This window comes from Streptomyces sp. NPDC028711 (assembly GCF_055565415.1).
The window spans coordinates 241,653-257,451 of record NZ_JBVHUJ010000001.1; the positions used below are offsets into that span (position 1 = coordinate 241,653).

Here is a 15,799-nt window from a genome sequence, read left to right on the forward strand (position 1 = left end):
GAGCGACCTCGGCCTTTGGCCCCGGAAGGCGTCGGAACGCGCATCGGCGCCCACCCAGTCGTCCGGTCGGGGACATTCGGGGGGCGCCGCGCTCAGTTCCGCACGTCGTTGTACGGGACGTATGAGGGGTCGATCAGACCGTCAGCGAACGGTCCGTCGGGCGGATCGGGGCCGGCAGGGAGCTGGCTCCGGTCAGGTAGCGGTCCACGCCGCGGGCGGCGGAGCGGCCCTCGGCGATGGCCCACACGATGAGGGACTGGCCGCGGCCCGCGTCACCGGCGACGTACACGCCGTCGACGTTGGTGGCGAAGTCCGCGTCACGGGCGATGTTACCCCGCTCGTCGAGGTCCAGACCAAACTGCGCGACGAGGCCGTTCTGCACGTCTGTGCCGGTGAAGCCCATCGCGAGCGTGACCAGCTGGGCGGGGATCTTCCGCTCCGTGCCCGGCTTCTGGGTCAGCTTGCCCGCGACGAACTCGACCTCGATGAGGTGGAGGAACTGGACGTTGCCGTCCTCGTCGCCCTCGAAGTGGGTGGTGGAGACGGAGTAGACCCGCTCGCCGCCCTCCTCGTGCGCGGAGGTGACCTTGTACAGCATGGGGAAGGTCGGCCAGGGCTGGCCGGCGTTCCGCTCCTCGCCCGGGCGGGGCATGATCTCCAGCTGCGTGACCGAGGCCGCGCCCTGGCGGTGGGCCGTGCCGACGCAGTCCGCGCCGGTGTCGCCGCCGCCGATGACGACGACGTGCTTGCCCTCGGCGGTGATCGGCGGGGCCACGAAGTCGCCCTCGACGACCTTGTTGGCGAGCGGCAGGTACTCCATCGCCTGGTGGATGCCCTTGAGCTCACGGCCCGGGACGGGCAGGTCGCGGGCGGTGGTGGCGCCGGCGGCGATGACCACGGCGTCGAACCGCTTGCGCAGGTCCGTCGACGTCAGGTCGCGGCCGATCTCGATGCCGGTGCGGAACTTGGTGCCCTCCGCGCGCATCTGCTCGATGCGGCGGTTGATGTGCCGCTTCTCCATCTTGAACTCAGGGATGCCGTAGCGCAGCAGGCCGCCGATGCGGTCGGCGCGCTCGTACACGACCACGGTGTGGCCGGCCCGGGTCAGCTGCTGGGCGGCGGCGAGACCCGCCGGGCCCGAGCCGATGACGGCGGCGGTCTTGCCGGACAGGCGCTCGGGCACCTGCGGCTTGACGTCACCCCCGTCCCAGGCCTTGTCGATGATGGAGACTTCGACGTTCTTGATGGTGACGGCCGGCTGGTTGATGCCGAGCACGCACGCGGACTCGCAGGGAGCCGGGCACAGGCGGCCGGTGAACTCCGGGAAGTTGTTGGTGGCGTGCAGGCGCTCCTGCGCCGCCGACCAGTCCTCGCGGTAGGCGTAGTCGTTCCACTCGGGGATCAGGTTCCCGAGGGGACAGCCGTTGTGGCAGAACGGGATGCCGCAGTCCATGCAGCGGCCGGCCTGCTTGCTGATGATCGGCAGCAGGGAGCCGGGAACGTAGACCTCGTTCCAGTCCCGGACGCGCTCGGCCACGGGGCGGGTCTCGGCGACCTCGCGTCCGGTGGTCAGGAAGCCCTTGGGGTCAGCCATGGGTCGCCGCCTCCATCATCTTCTCAGTGGTCTCGGCCTCGGAGAGACCGGCGAGCTCAGCGGCGTCCTTGGCGGCGAGCACTGCCTTGTACGTGGTGGGGATGATCTTGCTGAACCGATCCGCGTTCGTGTCCCAGTCGGCAAGGAGCTTCTCGGCGACCGTGGAGCCGGTCTCCTCCTGGTGACGGCGCACGACGTCGTGCAGCCACGCCTTGTCGGTGTCCGACAGTGCCTCGATCGCGCCCAGGTTGCCGGAGTTGACGTTGTCCCGGTCGAGGTCGATCACATAGGCGACACCGCCGGACATGCCGGCCGCGAAGTTGCGTCCGGTCTCGCCGAGGACGACCGCCGTACCGCCGGTCATGTACTCGCAGCCGTGGTCGCCCACGCCCTCCGAGACGACGAGGGCGCCGGAGTTGCGGACGCAGAAGCGCTCGCCGGTGCGGCCGCGGAGGAACAGCTCGCCGCCGGTTGCTCCGTAGCCGATGGTGTTGCCCGCGATCGTCGAGTACTCGGCGAGGTGGTCGGCGCCCCGGTCGGGACGGACGATCACCCGGCCGCCGGAGAGGCCCTTGCCGACGTAGTCGTTGGCGTCGCCCTCCAGGCGGAGCGTGACACCGCTCGGCAGGAAGGCGCCGAAGGACTGGCCCGCGGAGCCGGTGAAGGTGATGTCGATGGTGTCGGCCGGGAGGCCGGCGCCGCCGAACTTCTTCGTCACCTGGTGGCCGAGCATGGTGCCGACCGTCCGGTTGATGTTGCGGATGGCGACCTGGGCGCGGACCGGCTGGGCCTCCTCGGCGGAGGCGGCGTTCAGGGCCTCGGCGGCGAGCTGGATCAGCTCGTTGTCGAGGGCCTTCTCCAGGCCGTGGTCCTGCTCGATCAGGGCGTGGCGGACCGCGCCCTCGGGCAGCTCCGGCACGTAGAAGAGCGGCTCGAGGTCGAGACCCTGCGCCTTCCAGTGGGTGACGGCGCGGCTGGTGTCGAGCAGCTCGGCGTGGCCGACGGCCTCTTCGAGGGTGCGGAAGCCCAGCTCGGCGAGGAGCTCGCGGACCTCCTCGGCGATGAACTCGAAGAAGTTGACGACGAACTCGGCCTTGCCGGAGAAGCGGTCGCGCAGGACCGGGTTCTGGGTGGCGATGCCGACCGGGCAGGTGTCCAGGTGGCAGACGCGCATCATGACGCAGCCGGAGACGACGAGCGGCGCGGTCGCGAAACCGAACTCCTCGGCGCCGAGGAGCGCGGCGATGACGACGTCACGGCCGGTCTTCAGCTGGCCGTCGGTCTGGACGACGATCCGGTCGCGCAGGCCGTTGAGCAGCAGCGTCTGCTGGGTCTCGGCGAGGCCGAGCTCCCAGGGACCGCCCGCGTGCTTCAGCGAGGTCAGCGGGGAGGCGCCCGTTCCGCCGTCGTGGCCGGAGATGAGGACGACGTCCGCGTGGGCCTTGGAGACACCGGCGGCGACCGTGCCGACGCCGACCTCGGAGACCAGCTTCACGTGGATGCGGGCGACCGGGTTGGCGTTCTTGAGGTCGTGGATCAGCTGAGCCAGGTCCTCGATGGAGTAGATGTCGTGGTGCGGCGGCGGCGAGATGAGGCCGACGCCGGGCGTCGAGTGACGCGTCTTGGCGACCCACGGGTAGACCTTGTGGCCGGGCAGCTGGCCGCCCTCGCCGGGCTTGGCGCCCTGGGCCATCTTGATCTGGATGTCGTCGGCGTTGACCAAGTACTCGCTGGTGACGCCGAAGCGGCCGGAGGCGACCTGCTTGATCGCGGAGCGGCGGGCCGGGTCGTAGAGGCGGTCCGGGTCCTCGCCGCCCTCACCGGTGTTGGACTTGGCGCCCAGCTGGTTCATGGCGACGGCGAGGGTCTCGTGCGCCTCCTTGGAGATGGAGCCGTACGACATGGCGCCGGTGGAGAAGCGCTTGACGATCTCGGAGACCGGCTCGACCTCGTCGAGGGGGATCGACGGGCGGTCGGAGGTGAGGCCGAAGAGGCCGCGGAGCGTCATGAGGCGCTCGGACTGCTCGTTCACCCGCTCCGTGTACTGCTTGAAGATGTCGTACCGCTTGTTGCGCGTGGCGTGCTGGAGGCGGAAGACGGTCTCCGGGTCGAACAGGTGCGGCTCGCCCTCGCGGCGCCACTGGTACTCGCCGCCGATGTCCAGGGCGCGGTGCGCCGAGGGGACGCCGGAGACGGGGTACGCCTTGGCGTGGCGGGCGGCGACCTCCTTGGCGACGACGTCGAGGCCGGCGCCGCCGATCTTGGTGGCCGTGCCGTTGAAGTACGTGGCGACGAAGGTCTCGTCGAGGCCGACGGCCTCGAAGACCTGGGCGCCGCGGTAGGAGGCGACGGTGGAGATGCCCATCTTGGACATGACCTTGAGGACGCCCTTGCCGAGGGCGTAGATCAGGTTCCGGATGGCCTGCTCGGGCTCCAGGCCCTCGATGAAGGTGCCGGCGCGGACCAGGTCCTCGACGGACTCCATGGCGAGGTACGGGTTGACCGCCGCGGCGCCGTAGCCGATGAGCAGGGCGACGTGGTGGACCTCGCGGACGTCACCGGCCTCGACGAGCAGGCCCACCTTGGTGCGCTGCTTGGTGCGGATGAGGTGGTGGTGGACGGCCGCGGTGAGCAGCAGCGAGGGGATCGGCGCGTGCTCGGCGTCGGAGTGCCGGTCGGAGAGCACGATGAGGCGGGCGCCGCCCTCGATGGCGGTGTCGGCCTCGGCGCAGATCGCCTCGATGCGGGCGGCGAGGGCCTCGCCGCCGCCGGAGACCCGGTAGAGGCCGGAGAGGGTCGCGGCCTTCATGCCGGGCATGTCGCCGTCGGCGTTGATGTGGATGAGCTTGGCCAGCTCGTCGTTGTCGATCACCGGGAAGGGCAGCGTGACGCTGCGGCACGACCCGGAGGTCGGCTCCAGGAGGTTGCCCTGGGGGCCGAGCGAGGAGCGCAGGGAGGTCACGAGCTCTTCGCGGATGGCGTCGAGCGGCGGGTTGGTGACCTGCGCGAAGAGCTGGGTGAAGTAGTCGAAGAGCAGCCGCGGGCGGGCGGAGAGGGCCGCGATGGGCGAGTCCGTGCCCATGGAGCCCAGCGGCTCGCCGGCGGTGCGGGCCATCGGGGCGAGGATGACGCGGAGCTCTTCCTCGGTGTAGCCGAAGGTCTGCTGGCGGCGGGTGACCGAGGCGTGGGTGTGCACGATGTGCTCGCGCTCGGGGAGGTCGGAGAGCTCGATCTCGCCGGTCTCCAGCCACTCCGCGTACGGGTGCTCGGCGGCGAGGGCGGCCTTGATCTCGTCGTCCTCGACGATGCGGTGCTCGGCGGTGTCGACGAGGAACATCTTGCCGGGCTGGAGGCGGCCCTTGCGGACGACCTTGGCGGGGTCGATGTCGAGGACGCCGACCTCGGAGGAGAGGACGACGAGGCCCTCGTCGGTGACCCAGTAGCGGCCGGGGCGCAGACCGTTGCGGTCGAGGACCGCGCCGACCTGGACGCCGTCGGTGAAGGTGACGCAGGCCGGGCCGTCCCAGGGCTCCATCATCGTGGAGTGGTACTGGTAGAAGGCGCGGCGGGCCGGGTCCATCGTCTCGTGGTTCTCCCACGCCTCGGGGACCATCATCAGGACCGAGTGCGGCAGCGAGCGGCCGCCGAGGTGGAGGAGCTCCAGGACCTCGTCGAAGGAGGCGGAGTCCGAGGCGTCCGGCGTGCAGACGGGGAAGATGCGGTCGAGCTTGCCCTCGCCGAAGAGGTCGGAGGCCAGCTGGGACTCGCGGGCCACCATCCAGTTGCGGTTGCCCTTGACCGTGTTGATCTCGCCGTTGTGGGCGACGAAACGGTACGGGTGGGCGAGCGGCCAGCTCGGGAAGGTGTTGGTGGAGAACCGGGAGTGGACCAGGGCCACGGCGGTGGCGCAGCGGCGGTCCGACAGGTCCGGGAAGAAGGGCTCCAGCTGGCCGGTGGTCAGCATGCCCTTGTAGACGATGGTGCGGGCGGAGAGCGACGGGAAGTACGTCCCGGCCTCACGCTCGGCGCGCTTGCGCAGCACGAAGGCCTTGCGGTCGAGCGCGATGCCGGTGCTGGTGCCGTCCGCCACGAAGAGCTGGCTGAAGACCGGCATGGTGGAGCGGGCGGAGGCGCCGAGCAGCTCGGGGGCGACGGGGACCTCGCGCCAGCCGAGGACGGTCAGGCCTTCTTCGGCGGCGATCGTCTCGATCCGCGAGACGGCCTGTGCGGAGCCGTCGGCAGGGAGGAAGGCGATGCCGACGGCGTAGCCGCCCGCTGCGGGGAGGTCGAAGTCGGTGACCTCGCGGAGGAAGGCGTCCGGGACCTGGAGCAGGATGCCCGCGCCGTCGCCGGAGTCGGGCTCGGAGCCGGTGGCGCCGCGGTGCTCGAGGTTGCGCAGTACGGTCAGCGCCTGCTCGACCAGCGCGTGGCTGGCTACACCGGTGAGGGTGGCCACGAACCCGACACCACAGGCGTCGTGTTCGTTACGGGGGTCGTACATCCCCTGCGGAGCGGGGCGACCGTCCATGGGCGACCAGGCGTCGGAACGCATCGGCTCTCCCGTCGTCGTCGTGGCATGTGCAAAAGCCGAGGGACGACGTTGGCCCTGGCGAAATTTCGTGCAGGTTACATGATGACGGGCTTCTCGCGAAGTGGATAGCTCGTTCCATCATGCGGACACCGCCGACACGCAGCGGTGGTGTGGGTTCACCTATGGGATTCAGCCTGTGAGGTTCACCGGGGTGCGGCGACAGCGCGTGTCCCGCGGGGACGGATCGAGGCGGCCCGGATGATCTCCGGGTCTACGGCGACCGTCACTGTGTGGGCTTCGTTGCCCAGCGACGCTCATGCCTCATTCCCGTTGGTCACGAGTTCGAAACCGCCGGGTAACCGGCTACTTATGTGGCGTCCTGCATAGTGTCTCACCGACCCGGCGGATCGGACCAGGGATATACGTCACAGCCGGAATGCGGCTTTCATCCCGCGATGATCCCCCGGAATGCCGGAAAGGCCCCCTGAGGGGCCTCTCGGTCCGCGGCGGCGGGTACGGAATCCGTTCCGGGTGCGGGGCTACAGCGCCGCCCCCAGGAGCATCCCGAGCCCGTACGTGACGGCCGCCGCCGCCCCGCCCAGGACGAGCTGGCGCAGCCCGCTGAAGAGCCAGCCGCGGGCCGTCACCCGGGCCACGAGCGCGCCGCAGGCGAAGAGCCCGAGGAGTGCGAGAAGGACGGCCGGCCAGAGCGTGGTCGCCCCGAGCAGGTACGGCAGTACGGGGAGCAGCGCGCCGAGCGCGAAGGAGCCGAAGGACGAGACCGCGGCGACCATCGGCGACGGGAGGTCGTCCGGGTCGATGCCCAGCTCTTCGCGCGCGTGGATCTCCAGGGCCTGTTCGGGGTCCCTCGACAGCTGCATCGCGACCTCGCGGGCGAGCGCGGGCTCCACGCCCCGGGAGACGTAGAGCGCGGCCAGCTCCTCCATCTCGTCGACGGGGTGCTTGCGCAACTGGCGCCGCTCCACGTCCAGTTCCGCCTGGACGAGCTCGCGCTGCGAGGCGACGGAGGTGTACTCGCCGGCGGCCATCGAGAAGGCGCCCGCCGCGAGGCCGGCGAGGCCGGTGATGACGACGGTCCCCGGGGCGGCCGCGCCGCCCGCGACACCGGTCATCAGGGCGAGGTTGGACACCAGGCCGTCCATCGCGCCGAACACGGCGGGACGCAGCCAGCCGCCGTTCACATCGCGGTGCGTGTGGTTGTCGCGGTGGGCCTCGTGCAGTGGCGCCTGAGCTTCGATGATGGACATGGCTCTCCCCTCGTTCCGGCGGGCCGGCTCGCGCCCGCCGCCCCCAACACCCTCGAAAGTACGCGCGATGTAAGGGGCTCGCCAGCAAGGCAGGCCGTACTTACTAAGGCGTGCCTTGCTGCGGGAACCGGGTTCTGGCGTGGTGTCAGGCGGGTGACAGAGACGTTTCTTCGGCGAGTTCGCGGCCTCTGGTGGCACAGATCCAGGCATCGGGGCGCCATCGGTGCGCCTCTCCCGAGGAAGGGGCCGCGAGATGGTGACCACCACGGCACACGACACGCGTGAACGGGCGAGGGGGGCGCTCCTCGGCCTCGCCGTCGGCGACGCGCTCGGCGCGCCCGCCGAGAACATGCGGCCCTCCGAGATCCGCCGCCGCTGGGGCCGGATCGAGGGCTTCGTGACGGACAGCCCGGCCGGCACCGACGACACCGAGTACGCCATCTTCTCGGCGCTCCTGCTCGCCCGGCACGGCTCGGCCCTCACCGTCCAGCACGTCGAACGGGCCTGGCACCACTGGATCGCCGACCTCGACGAGGGGCCGTTCCGCGGCGCGGGCTTCTCGGAGCGCGGCACGCTGGAGAACCTCCGCAGGGGGCTCGCCGCCCCCATCTCCGCCCAGCACCGGCACGCCTGGAGCGACGGTCTCGCCATGCGCGCGGCGCCCTTCGGGGTGTTCGCGGCGGGACGCCCGGACGAGGCGGCCCGCCTCGTCGCGATCGACGGCAGCGTCAGCCACGACGGCGAGGGCATCTACGGCGGCCAGGCGGTCGCGGCGGGCGTCGCGGCGGCGATGGCGGGCGAGACGGTCACGTCCGTGATCGCCGCGGCCCTCTCGGTCGTCCCGATGGACTCCTGGACGGCCCGCTCGCTGCGCCGCGCGGTGGTCGCCGCCCAGCGCGTCCAGCCCGACCCGCTCACCCGTGAACGCCAGGTCCGCTCGGCTGTCGTCATCGGCGGCTACCCCTGGACGGACCTGGCCCCGGAGGCGGTGGGCCTGGCGTTCGGCGCCTTCGCGGCGGCGCGCGGGGACTTCCGTACGGCCGTCCTCACGGCCGTCAACATGGGCCGCGACGCCGACACCACGGCGGCGGTGGCGGGCGCGCTGGCCGGCGCGGCGGGCGGCATGCGCGCGATCCCCGAGGCCTGGGCGAGAGCCATCACCCCGGTGACGGGCAGCTGCCTCCCGTCGATGCGCGGCTACCACGTCCTGGACGTCGCGGACCTGCTGACCCCGGAGGGCGAATCCTGATGACCCCTGAACCGAACACACCGACCACGACGACGCGCAAAGCCCAGGGACCGGACGCCCCCACCACCACCACCGCGGGCGAAGCCCCGAGGCAGGACGCCACCGCCACGACCACCACCACCGTCACCACCGCTGTGGGCAGTCGTCCCGCAGGGCGAGGGGGGTCCCCCCTGCTCGAGCGAAGCCGAGAGCTTGGGGGAGGGTGGGCACAGCCCCCGTTGCCGGGTCCCGGCCCCCTGCTCGGTGCCCACCAGGGCCTGACGGCGCCCCCGGTGCCGGGCTCCGGCTCACCGGACCTCGCCCCGCAAGGGCCCGTCCGGGAGCTCGCACCGGTGCGCGGCACCGGCTCGTGGGGCGGCGCCCACGAGACGGGCGACGTCCACGAGGCCCCACCCCCCGACACCCCCCGCAGACCCGCCCGCGACGCCGTCGAAGGCCTCCTCCTCGGCCTCGCCGCAGGCGACGCCGCCGGCTGGCCCGCCGCCAGGCACCGCGCCGCCCGCATGCCCGAGTGGACCCGCCGCCTCACCCGCGAACTCGACACCTTCGCAGAGCAGAACGCGACGACCACCCTCCCCGTCCCCATCGCCCTCAACCAGCCGCCCGAGCCCCTCCGTCTCGGCCCCTCCGACGACGCCGAGTGGGCGGTCTTCACCGCCGAGGCGATCCTCACCGCCTACGGCCCGGTCTTCACCGGCCTCCCCCCGGAGCGCCGTCTGCGCGCCGCGGTCGACCTCGCCTGGAACGCCCTCGCCGGCCAGGTCGCCGCCGCGGCGGACCGCGCCCCCGAGGTCGAGTCCGCCGTCCTCCCGCTCCGCGCCCGGATCTCCGTCCGCGCGGGCCTCGGCAATCTCGCCACCGGTCTGCGCCCGCCCGCGACCGGCCACGACAACCCACACTTCTTCGACGACGCCGCCTGCGTCCGGGCCGTCGTCCTCGCCCTCGTCCACCCCGGCGACCCGCGCGCCGCCGCCGAACTCGCCGAGTTCGACGCCCGGTACACGCAGGACGGCGACGGTGTCCACGGTGCCCGCGCGATGGCGGCGGCCGTCGCCGCGGCGCTCGGCGGGGCGACGGTCGACGGTTGCGTCGAGGCGGCGCTCGAAGAGCTCCCGTCCGTCACGGAGATCGGCCGCAACGCCCGTCACGCGGTGAAGCTGGCGCAGACCGCCGGTTCGGCCTTCGAGCTCGTCCCGCTCCTCGAGCACCAGATCGTGGACCACGTCTACAGCTACGGGATCGCGGCCGCGGAGACCGTCCCGGTGGCGCTCGCGCTCGCCACCGCCGCCCGGGGCGAGATGACGGCCGCCGTACCGGCCGCCGTCTGCCTCTCGCGGGTCGCCGACTCCGCCCCCGCCCTCGCGGGCGCGCTCACCGGGGCGCTCGGCGGCGGCCGTTCGGTGCCGGCGACCTGGCGCGAGGCGTGCCGGACGCTCGCGGGCTGCGCGCTGCCCCGGCTCGCGGGGACGGATCTGGTCGAACTCGCCGGGCTGCTCGCAGCCACGGAACCGGCCACCCCGGGTGGACAATTCCGACATGACACCCACACTGGATGACCGGATCACCGGCAGTCTCCTCGGGGCCGCCGTCGGCGACGCGCTCGGCGGCCCCGTCGAGGGCTACACCCCCGAGCAGATCCTGGAACGCCACGGCGGCCGCGTCACGGGGATCGTCGGCCCCTGGAACGGCGGCGACTGGCGCACCGCCCGCCCCATCGCCCCGTACCACAAGGGCGACGGGCACGTCACCGACGACACCTTGATGACCCACGCCCTGATCCGGGTGTACGAGAAGGTCCGCGGCCACCTCGACGCGTACGCGGTCGCGGACCACCTCGTCCCCGAACTCATGGGCTCCCCCGTCTGGATCCCGGAGCTGGAGGCGGAGGCGCTGCCGCTCCAGCGGATCTTCCTCGCCGAGAAGTGGATCGTGACCCGGCTCCACTACGGCCATGTGGACCCGCGCGAGGCGGGCAGCGGCAACATCGTCAACTGCGGCGCCGCGATGTACATGGCGCCGGTCGGGCTCGTCAACGCGGCCCACCCGGAGGCCGCGTACGCCGAGGCCCTCGACGTCGCGGGCGCGCACCAGTCCTCGTACGGCCGTGAGGCGGCCGGGGTGTTCGCGGCGGCGGTGGCGGCGGCGTGCGCGCCGGACGCCACGCCGTCCACGGTGGTGGGGGCGGCCCTGGCCCTCGCGAAGGACGGCACGCGGTCGGCGATCGAGGCGGTCGCCGAAGTGGCGGCCCGGTACACGGACTTCGAGCCGGCCCTGACCCCGCTCCGCAAGGCGGTGGCCCCCTTCGACTCGGTCGGCCCCGACTACCGCTCCCCCTCCCTCGGCGCCCGCCGCCCCTCCCGTCTGCACGCGATCGAGGAACTCCCGATCGCCCTCGGCATGCTTCTGGTCGGCGAGGGCGACTACCGCCGTACGGTCCTGGGCGCGGTCAACTACGGCCGTGACTGCGACTCGATCGCCACGATGGCGGGCGCGATCGTGGGCGCGCTGCACGGCGAGCCGGCCGTGCCCGCCGACTGGGCGAAGCGGGTGGCGGAGGCGAGCCGTCTGGACCTCCACGCCCCGGCGAGGGCGCTGAGTGAGGTGACCCGCGAGGTGTTCGCCCGGGACGCGGAGCGCCGCCGGGCCCACGAGTCGGCGTTCACGGCCCTGACGAGCGGCGCCCGGTGAACCTCCGCCTGACCTGGGTCCAGCCGGAGGACCTGGTCGGCCACGAGCTCCGCCAGGCGGCGGAGGACGGCCGCGACGCGAGGGCGCTCGCGGCCCGCTGGGCGGCGGCGGGCGGCCCCCCGGCCCCGGAATCGGCCGGCGCGTCCAAGACCCCCCGCCCGGACCTCCGCGACCTGGCGACAGAACTCCTGGACGCCCTGGCGACCCTCCCGGCCCCTCTCGCCGAACGTGAACCGACCCGGCTCCCCGCCATCCAGGCTTTGACGACCCCCCACACCACCCCTCCCCCCAACCCTGACGGGACCGGGGGCACAGGCACGGCCGCCGCCACCGCTGTGGGCAATCGTCCCGCAGGCCCCAAGGGGCTCGGGGGCGAAGCCCCCGACGGACTCCTCCACCGTCTGCACGCCGCCTGGCTCGGCCGCGCCGCCGGCTGCCTCCTCGGCAAGCCCGTCGAGAAGCTGGAACTCCCCGCCATCCGCACCCTCGCCCGCGCCACCGGCAACTGGCCCCTCTCCACCTGGTTCACCGCCCGGGGCGTCCCCCCGGAGCTCCTCGCCGCCCACCCCTGGAACCGTCGCTCCGCCGCCACCTCCCTCGCCGAGAACATCGACGGGATGCCCGAGGACGACGACCTCAACTACCCCCTGCTCAATCTGCTGCTGCTCCAGCGGCACGGCCGCGACTTCACCACCGCCGACGTCGCCCGCCTCTGGCTCGACGAGCTTCCCGCCGGCCGCACCTTCACGGCCGAGCGCGTCGCCTACCGCAATCTCCTCGACGGCGTGGAACCCCCGCTGACCGCCGTCCACCGCAACCCCTTCCGCGAGTGGATCGGCGCCCAGATCCGGGCCGACGTCCACGGCTGGACCCGTCCGGGCGACCCGGCGGGCGCCGCCGCGCAGGCCCACCGGGACGCCGTGCTCACCCACACCGCGAACGGCGTCTACGGCGCCATGTTCGTCGCCGCCACCCTCGCCGCCGCCGCGAGCGGCACCGCCGACGTCCACCGGTCGCTCGCCGCCGGCCTCGGCGTGATCCCGCCGCGCTCCCGCCTCGCGGAGGCCGTCCGCCGAGGAATCGGGCTCGCCCACGAGACGGCCGACTTCGACGCGGTCGTCGACCGGCTGCACGCCGAACTCGGCGGGTACCACTGGGTGCATGCCGTCCCGAACGCCGCCCTGCTCGCCGCCGCCCTCACCCACGCCGACGGCGACTTCTCCCGCTCCGTCTGCGCGGCCGTCTCCGGCGGCTGGGACACCGACTCCAACGGCGCCACCGCCGGTTCCGTCGCGGGCCTGCTCGCCGGTCACCCCGACCGGCTGCCCGAGCGCTGGACCTCCCCCCTCAAGAACCGTCTCTCGACCTCGGTCCCGTCCTTCGACGGCATCGGTTTCGACACCCTGGCCGAACTGACCCACCTGGAGGCAGTACGCCCATGACCAGCATCGTCGTACTCGGCAGCACCAACATGGATCTCGTCACCTATGTGCCGAGGGCCCCGGCCCTCGGCGAGACGGTCACCGGCCGTTCCTTCCGTACGATCCCGGGCGGCAAGGGCGCCAACCAGGCCGTCGCCGCCGCCCGCGCGGGCGGCGAGGTGTCGATGATCGGCGCGGTCGGCGCGGACGACTTCGGGGCCCGGCTCCGCGCCACCCTGGAGCACTGCGCGGTGGACACCGATCTGCTGCGCACCGCCGAGGGCTCCTCCGGCACCGCGCACATCGTCGTCGACGACGAGGGCGGCAACGCGATCGTCGTCGTCCCCGGAGCCAACGGCACCGTCACCTCCCTGACCCATGGCGACGAGGCGCTCATCGGCACCGCGGACACCCTGCTCCTCCAGCTCGAACTCCCCCTCTCCGTCGTCGTGGAGGGCGCCACGACCGCCCGCCGGCTCGGCGTCCGCACCGTCCTCACCCCCGCCCCGGCCCAGCCGCTTCCCCCCGGACTCCTCTCCTCGATCGACCTGTTGGTGCCGAACGAGCACGAGGCCGCCGCGCTCACCGGCCTGACCGACCCGGGCGAGGCCGCCCTGGCCCTGCTCCGGGACGTCCCCGAGGTGGTCGTCACCCTGGGGGCGGCCGGCAGCCTGTACGCGGTTCGGGGCGCCGACCCGGTCACGGTCCCCGCCCCCCGGGTCCGGGCCGTGGACACCACCGCGGCCGGCGACACCTTCGTCGGCGCGCTCGCGGTGGCCCTGGGCGAGGGCCGCCCCGCCCCCGAGGCCCTGGCCTGGGCGCAGGCCGCCGCCGCGCTCTCCGTCCGCCGTGAGGGCGCGTCGACCTCGATGCCGTACCGCGTCGAGATCGAGGCGGCCTTCCACTCCCCCGACGCCCTGGAGGCCGATCCCGTATGACCGTCCACGCAACGGCCACCACTCCGGCCCCCTCCCCTGTCCCGGCCGCCTCGCCCGCGTCCCCCCTTCCACCCCTGCACGGGCTGCGCGTCCTCGATCTCGCGACCCTCTTCGCCGGCCCGCTCGCGGCCACGATGCTCGGCGACTTCGGCGCCGACGTCGTCAAGGTCGAGCACCCCCGCAAGCCCGACCCGTCCCGTGGCCACGGCCCCGCCAAGGACGGCATCGGCCTCTGGTGGAAGGTCCTCGGCCGCAACAAGCGGGCGATCACCCTCGACCTGTCCTCGCCGGGAGGCCGTGACACCCTCCTGGCGCTGGCCGCCGACGCCGACGTGATCGTGGAGAACTTCCGCCCCGGCACCCTGGAGCGCTGGGGTCTCGGCTGGGAGGAGCTCTCCACGGTCAACCCGCGTCTCGTCCTCGCCCGTGTCACCGGCTTCGGCCAGTTCGGCCCGTACGCCCACCGTCCCGGCTTCGGCACCCTCGCCGAGGCGATGAGCGGCTTCGCCGCCATCACCGGCGAACCCGAGGGCCCGCCCACCCTGCCGCCCTTCGGCCTGGCCGACTCGATCGCCGCCCTCGCCACGGCGTACGCGGTGATGACCGCGCTCACCGCGAGAACGACGACCGGACGCGGCCAGGTCGTCGACATGGCGATCATCGAACCGATGCTCGCCGTCATCGGACCCCACCCCCTCTGGTACGACCAACTCGGTTACGTCCAGCCCCGGACCGGCAACCGCTCCCGCAACAACGCCCCGCGCAACACCTACCGGACCGCCGACGGCTCCTGGGTCGCCGTCTCCACCTCGGCCCAGTCGATCGCCGAACGGGTGCTGCGGCTCGTCGGCCGCCCGGAGCTGATCGACGAGCCGTGGTTCGCCGACGGCGCGGGCCGGGCCGAGCACGCGGACGTCCTGGACGAGGCGGTCGGCGCGTGGATCGCCCGCCGCACCCGCGAGGAGGCGATGGCGGCCTTCGAGAAGGCGGAGGCGGCCATCGCCCCCGTCTACGACATCCGGGACGTCGTCGACGACCCCCAGTACCGCGCGCTCGGCACCGTCACCGAGGTGCAGGACCCCGAACTCGGCCCGATCAAGATGCAGAACGTCCTCTTCCGCCTCTCCGAGACCCCCGGAGCCATCCGCTGGCCCGGCCGCCCCCACGGCGCCGACACCACCGCCGTCCTCTCCGAACTCGGCCTCACCCCCGCCGAGATCGACCGCCTCCGTGACCAGGGGGCGGTATGAGCACGCTGGCCGGCGTCGCCGGTCTCCAGGCGCTCCGCACCCCCCTCACCTGGCTGTACGCCCCCGGCGACCGCCCCGACGTCGTCCGCAAGGCCCTGGCCTCCGGCGCCGACGTCGTGATCGTCGACCTGGAGGACGCGGTCGCCCCGCACCGCAAGGCGTACGCCCTCGACGCCACGGCCGATCTCCTCGCGGACGTCCACCCCGTCCCGGTGCACGTCCGCGTCCACTCCCCGCACGACATCCCCACCCTGGCCCCCCTCCCCGGACTCCGCGGTCTCCGTGTACCCAAGGTGACACACGCCACTGACATCCACCGGATCGCCGAGCTCGCCCCGGGCCTCCCCCTCTACCCGCTCCTGGAGAACGCCCTCGCCGTGGAGCACGCGTACGCCATCGCGACCGCCCACCCGGCCGTGCGCGGGATCGCGCTCGGCGAGGCGGATCTCCGTGCCGACCTGGGCGTACGGGAGGACAGCGGCCTCGACTGGCCGCGCGGCCGGGTGGTGGTCGCGGCCAGGGCGGCCGCCCTTCCGCCACCCGCCCAGTCGGTCCACCCCGACATCGGCGACCTGGACGCGCTGGCCGCCGGCTGCGCCCGCGGCCGGCGCCTGGGCTTCTTCGGCCGGGCGGCCATCCACCCCCGGCAGCTCCCGGTCATCGAGCGGGCCTACCTCCCCACCCCCGAGGAGATCGACGCGGCACGGGAGGTCGTCGCGGCGGCCGGGACGGGGCAGGGCGCGCTCGCCCTCCCGGACGGCCGCTTCGTCGACGCGGCGGTGGTGGAGGGCGCCCACCGGGTCCTCGCCCTCGCGGCCCGGTCGGGCTGAGGCCCGTACCCCGGCAGACGGAAGGGCCGC

Annotated in this window: 10 protein-coding genes; 7 read left to right on the forward strand and 3 right to left on the reverse strand. The window is 73.2% G+C overall.

What is annotated here, in order from left to right; genetic code table 11:
- Nucleotides 1–133: 133 nt before the first annotated feature.
- From ACZ4VK_RS01100 to ACZ4VK_RS01110, 3 genes are all read right to left on the reverse strand, one after another.
- Nucleotides 134–1,594 carry a glutamate synthase subunit beta gene (locus ACZ4VK_RS01100; protein ID WP_468347166.1) on the reverse strand — a complete coding sequence of 487 codons (1,461 nt, stop codon included), beginning with the start codon at nt 1,592–1,594 and terminating at the stop codon, nt 134–136.
- Nucleotides 1,587–6,146, reverse strand: coding sequence for a glutamate synthase large subunit (gene gltB, locus ACZ4VK_RS01105; protein WP_468347168.1), 4,560 nt, complete (start codon nt 6,144–6,146; stop codon nt 1,587–1,589). Before gltB ends, ACZ4VK_RS01100 begins: the two co-directional genes overlap by 8 nt.
- A 518-nt stretch (nt 6,147–6,664) precedes the next feature.
- Nucleotides 6,665–7,393, reverse strand: a complete 729-nt coding sequence (locus tag ACZ4VK_RS01110; protein ID WP_468347170.1) for a VIT1/CCC1 transporter family protein — start codon at nt 7,391–7,393, stop codon at nt 6,665–6,667.
- Nucleotides 7,394–7,646: 253 nt separating this feature from the next.
- On the opposite strand from ACZ4VK_RS01110, the gene ACZ4VK_RS01115 reads away from it, so the two are divergent.
- Genes ACZ4VK_RS01115 through ACZ4VK_RS01145 form a run of 7 tightly spaced genes read left to right on the forward strand, consistent with a single transcriptional unit; the run spans nt 7,647 to nt 15,769 of the window.
- Complete coding sequence (locus ACZ4VK_RS01115) at nt 7,647–8,642, forward strand: ADP-ribosylglycohydrolase family protein (protein WP_468347171.1); 996 nt, start codon at nt 7,647–7,649, stop codon at nt 8,640–8,642.
- Complete coding sequence (locus ACZ4VK_RS01120) at nt 8,642–10,198, forward strand: ADP-ribosylglycohydrolase family protein (protein WP_468347173.1); 1,557 nt, start codon at nt 8,642–8,644, stop codon at nt 10,196–10,198. The genes ACZ4VK_RS01115 and ACZ4VK_RS01120 overlap by 1 nt, the downstream gene beginning before the upstream one ends.
- On the forward strand, nt 10,179–11,330 hold the full coding sequence (locus ACZ4VK_RS01125) for an ADP-ribosylglycohydrolase family protein (protein WP_468347175.1): 1,152 nt from the start codon (nt 10,179–10,181) through the stop codon (nt 11,328–11,330). The genes ACZ4VK_RS01120 and ACZ4VK_RS01125 overlap by 20 nt, the downstream gene beginning before the upstream one ends.
- Nucleotides 11,327–12,772, forward strand: coding sequence for an ADP-ribosylglycohydrolase family protein (locus ACZ4VK_RS01130; protein ID WP_468347176.1), 1,446 nt, complete (start codon nt 11,327–11,329; stop codon nt 12,770–12,772). Before ACZ4VK_RS01125 ends, ACZ4VK_RS01130 begins: the two co-directional genes overlap by 4 nt.
- Nucleotides 12,769–13,689: a ribokinase gene (gene rbsK / locus ACZ4VK_RS01135; protein ID WP_468347178.1), complete on the forward strand. Its 921-nt coding sequence runs from the start codon at nt 12,769–12,771 to the stop codon at nt 13,687–13,689. Before ACZ4VK_RS01130 ends, rbsK begins: the two co-directional genes overlap by 4 nt.
- A complete protein-coding gene (locus tag ACZ4VK_RS01140; RefSeq protein WP_468347179.1) occupies nt 13,686–14,939 on the forward strand; it encodes a CaiB/BaiF CoA transferase family protein in 1,254 nt (417 codons plus the stop codon). Before rbsK ends, ACZ4VK_RS01140 begins: the two co-directional genes overlap by 4 nt.
- Nucleotides 14,936–15,769, forward strand: coding sequence for an HpcH/HpaI aldolase/citrate lyase family protein (locus ACZ4VK_RS01145; RefSeq protein WP_468347181.1), 834 nt, complete (start codon nt 14,936–14,938; stop codon nt 15,767–15,769). The genes ACZ4VK_RS01140 and ACZ4VK_RS01145 overlap by 4 nt, the downstream gene beginning before the upstream one ends.
- The last annotated feature ends 30 nt before the right edge of the window (nt 15,770–15,799 follow it).